Raw genomic sequence first — 4,116 nt, 5'->3', positions numbered from 1 at the left:
AATATATTTTAATGAATGATAGTGTTAGGAGAAATTAAATGATGAAAGCATGGAAAAGTATTTTTGTTTTATGTAGTTTTCTTCTTATGTTAAGTGGTTGCTTCCATCAAGAAGAAAAGAAGGCAGAACCTAAGAAGAAAGAATCTATTCCAGAAACAAAAGAGTATGGTGGGCGTGAGCTTAAAAAAGTAGGACAAAAAGTGAAAGAAAAAGGGTGGGGGACATTTGAATTAGAACAGATTCATTCTGTGAATCAGACATTTGAAGTAGCCCCAATGAAAATTCACGTACAAGACGTTAAAGTTATCTCATTATCACAAATGAGCAAAGATGCAAAAAATACATTGAAAGTGTATACTGCATTAACTCCTGAAGAAGTAAAGCGTAGATTAGGAGATAAAGTGAGTCAAGAAGACGCTGAATTATATGCATCGTTAAGTGGAACAGAGATTAGCGATACGATTCGGTATGTTGAAATTACATATAAGGTAGAGAATAGTGGAAATAAGAACATGCAATTCTTCTCTATGAATGATGTTATTATTAATGACAAACAGCATTTTAATGTAGCGACTCAAAACTTTTTATATGAAGAAGACACACTTGTAGGCACAAAGAGTGTATCAAGGGAAGATTATAAGCCTGGTGAGACACGAGAAGGAATTATCGGTTTAATACTCGATGATGGAAAAGAGAAGGTAAAGGATATTAAGTTTACAACAGATGATTTAGCAGTGGGAGATACTCATGAAGCTGTTAAAGAGCCACAAACTTTCAATATCTCATTTTCTAAGTAAGGTGTGTACTTAAACGAAAACAGTCAGCATAAAAAGTTATGCTGACTGTTTTTTTAGCTCTTTCACATATGAATCTACACTTTGAAAAGGTACTGTAATTTTAAAAGCATCTTTTTGCTCGTTAAATTGTTTTTCATTATAAGGACCGAATCTTTTATTATGCTTTACATCGATAATCCAATAATGTTCACTTTTTTTATTTGTAATTGCTGCGTCAGGATTATTTGGATCTGATTTTTCCTCAATTTGTTTTGTGATAATGTATTTATCGTCCCAAGCAATTTCTGTAATTTTTGCAGGGATGTATTGTGTAGCATATACAGCATCCTGAGAGGGGAAAAGTTCAAATGCATCTCCAGAAGTATGTATGAGTTCATATTCATCGTTAATTGTATAAGTTAAATGGTTTGTATTGCCTGTACAACCTGTTAATAAGAGTGCGGCAAATAGGATTATCCATCTTTTCAATATGGGAACCTCCTTTACAATGCTGTTGTAACACATTGTACAAGAAAAGTAAGCGAAACGCCAGTTTACAATGTTTTTTAGAAGTGGTACGATGAAACGGGTAAAGAAGGATATGAAGGAGTCGACACAAAATGAAGTTAAAGATGCATCGTCCAGCGCTTGTAATGAATCGCATAGGTGCTTCCCTTATTGACATGTTTTTAATCTCAGTTACGTACGGTGCAGTAGTAGCTATTATTACCGGGAACTATAGTGCTATTTTCAATCGTTTTAATATAAGTTTAGGTGACTATAGATATGACCTTACACTTGTTTTCGTATTAATGGCTATAAATTTTATTGTGTTACCTTTTCTTTGGAACGGTTCTACACTTGGTAAAAAGGTAACAAGAACAAAAATAATCTCGTTAACAAGTGAAAAACTAACGTTACAAACATTAATAATACGATTTTTGGTATTATTATTACCAAGCATATTATTACTTGGAGTTCCATTAATATGCAATGTATATATGATGTTATTCCGCAAAGATAATTGTGGCTTCCATGATTTAATTGCAAAGACGAAAGTGATGAGTCTTGTATAATTAATATTTAAATTATAGGTGCTACTAATGAAATAAGACTTTTTATTGTTTGTATATAAAAAGTCTTATTTTTAATTTCGTAAAAAATTTGATTATATAGGGAGGATATCTCCTATATAGTACCTTCCATATTACTGAAGGATGTTTAAAGAAGCGGTAGCTAATTCAAACACCCTATTTCCGTTTTGAATAGATTGAAAATTAAGAGAATGGTATAATGGATATAAATAATATCGTTATATAACAAAGGGGGATTTGCAATGACTGGAGGTAGCTTAATATTTTGGGGAATTCTTATTTTTATTGGTTTAACCTTCGATCAGTATAATAGTAAGAAAAAAAAAGAAACAAACAAGTAATCGCTTACAAGTTGTCGAGTTAACTTTTCCTGCTTGCGGATTAATCTAATAAAAGAGTATACTGAATGACGGTAAGACTTATAGAAGGGGTAATGAAAATGAAGCTTGCAGGAAAGGTTGCCATTGTAACTGGTGGTGGCATCGGTATTGGACGTAGTACAGCTCTTTTGTTGGCTAAGCAAGGCGCAAAAGTAATTGTGACGGACATTGATCAAGAAAGTGGACAAGCAACAGCTGAGGAAATTACGAATCTAGGCGGAGAGGCACTTTTTGTATCCTACGATATGGGAAAACAAGGAGATTGGCAACGTGTTATCAGTTTTGCTATGGAGGCATATAGTCGTGTTGATATGCTTTTTCAAAATGCTGGTCTGTATAAAATAGATTCTATTTTTTCTCGCCAACAAGAGAACGATTCCAATGTACTTTGTATTAATGACGTTTGGATAGAGATAAAACAATTAACGTCATCTTTTATGAAACAGCAAGAAGAAGTGGTGCTCAGTGATTTACCAGTTTTCGGTATTATTAGCACGAGAGGACAATCATTTCATACAATAGAAGCCCTAGTATAATAATGGAAAACCGCCCTCAGTATATATGTGGACGGTTTTTTTGTGTGTATTTTCAGCCATTCTAATTTCTTATCGTATAAGTAGAAACTATACAGAATACAAGTGATTTCGTACCCACTATTTTCTTTGTTTTAATTTGGTACGGGGTAGAAAGAGAATTTGACCGTTTCTATGCATGGCTAGGTTCTCTTTTCTACCTAAAAAAGAAGGTGTTGTATTTGTATGTATACTTAGCGAATACGTTGTTCGGTTTGACTATCAAAGAAATGTGCTTTATTCATATCAAAAGCAAGGTTAATTTGGTCACCAGGTGAAAAGATATGTCTTGCATCAACACGTGCTGCAAAATCTTGATTTCCAAGTTTCATATATAAAATGGATTCAGCCCCTAACAACTCTGCAACTTCAATTTTTGTTGTAAAAGTAGTAGATTGTGAAGCTTCTAAAAATAATAGTTCATCATGAATATCTTCTGGACGAATACCTAAAACAATTTCTTTATTTACATAGCCTTGTTCGCGTAATAACTTCATTTTTCCTTCAGATACTTTAATCTTTAGTGAACTGTCTATAACGAAATCGGTTTCAGTTAATTTTCCACGGAAGAAATTCATTGCGGGTGAACCGATAAAACCACCAACGAAAATATTTTCAGGTGTTTCATATACTTCTTTTGGAGTTCCAATTTGTTGGATTTTTCCGTCTTTCATAACAACAAGACGGGAAGCCATTGTCATTGCCTCAGTTTGATCATGTGTTACATAAATTGTCGTTGTACCAAGGCGGTGGTGTAATTTAGAAATTTCTGATCGCATTGCAACACGTAGTTTAGCGTCTAAGTTTGATAATGGTTCATCCATTAAGAAGACTTTTGCGTCTCGAACAATCGCTCTACCTAATGCGACACGTTGGCGTTGTCCACCTGATAAAGCTTTCGGTTTTCTATCTAAATATTGTTCAAGCCCTAAAATTTGAGCTGCATGTTTCACTCGACGGTCGATTTCATCTTTCGGTATTTTTCGAAGTTTTAATCCAAATGCCATATTATCATACACACTCATATGTGGATAAAGAGCGTAGTTTTGGAAGACCATTGCGATATCGCGATCTTTTGGAGGAACATCGTTCATTAGCTTACCATCAATTGAAAATTCTCCTTTTGAAATATCTTCAAGTCCAGCTACCATTCGTAGTGTTGTAGATTTTCCACAGCCAGAAGGACCAACGAATACGATAAATTCTTTATCTTGAATGTGTAAATTAAAATCTGTTACGGCTGTTACGTTATTATCATATATTTTATAAATATTTTCTAATTTAAGTTCTGCCA

The 4,116-nt window shown here is 33.7% G+C and carries 6 protein-coding genes; 4 read left to right on the top strand and 2 right to left on the bottom strand.

The genetic code is table 11. The features are described from left to right. Positions 1-38: 38 nt before the first annotated feature. The gene (locus AB3X48_RS18570) at positions 39-797 is read left to right on the top strand and encodes a hypothetical protein (protein ID WP_016106063.1); all 759 of its coding nucleotides are present in this window, start codon (positions 39-41) and stop codon (positions 795-797) included. A 36-nt stretch (positions 798-833) separates the two neighbouring features. Here AB3X48_RS18570 and AB3X48_RS18565 read toward each other — a convergent pair whose 3' ends face one another. After that, positions 834-1,265, bottom strand: a complete 432-nt coding sequence (locus AB3X48_RS18565; RefSeq protein ID WP_002033805.1) for a DUF3997 domain-containing protein — start codon at positions 1,263-1,265, stop codon at positions 834-836. Between the two features lie 131 nt (positions 1,266-1,396). Here AB3X48_RS18565 and AB3X48_RS18560 point away from each other — a divergent pair, with 131 nt between their 5' ends. From AB3X48_RS18560 to AB3X48_RS18550, 3 genes are all read left to right on the top strand, one after another. Then, entirely contained in the window at positions 1,397-1,852 is a 456-nt protein-coding gene (locus AB3X48_RS18560; RefSeq protein ID WP_002014800.1) for an RDD family protein, read from the top strand. A gap of 260 nt (positions 1,853-2,112) precedes the next feature. After that, a complete protein-coding gene (locus tag AB3X48_RS18555; RefSeq protein WP_002145961.1) occupies positions 2,113-2,211 on the top strand; it encodes a hypothetical protein in 99 nt (32 codons plus the stop codon). A 65-nt stretch (positions 2,212-2,276) separates the two neighbouring features. After that, positions 2,277-2,786, top strand: coding sequence for an SDR family NAD(P)-dependent oxidoreductase (locus AB3X48_RS18550; RefSeq protein ID WP_033710801.1), 510 nt, complete (start codon positions 2,277-2,279; stop codon positions 2,784-2,786). 230 nt (positions 2,787-3,016) lie between these two features. Here AB3X48_RS18550 and AB3X48_RS18545 read toward each other — a convergent pair. Next, positions 3,017-4,116 (bottom strand): ABC transporter ATP-binding protein (locus AB3X48_RS18545; RefSeq protein ID WP_367959799.1); only part of this gene is annotated, 1,100 nt, incomplete at its 5' end.

Origin of the sequence: Bacillus sp. S4 (assembly GCF_040838205.1) — a bacterium.
In the GTDB taxonomy this organism is placed as follows: Bacteria; Bacillota; Bacilli; order Bacillales; family Bacillaceae_G; genus Bacillus_A; species Bacillus_A cereus_U.
The sequence above is the reverse complement of the archived record's forward strand: the minus strand, read 5'-3'. Positions and strand labels throughout refer to the sequence as shown.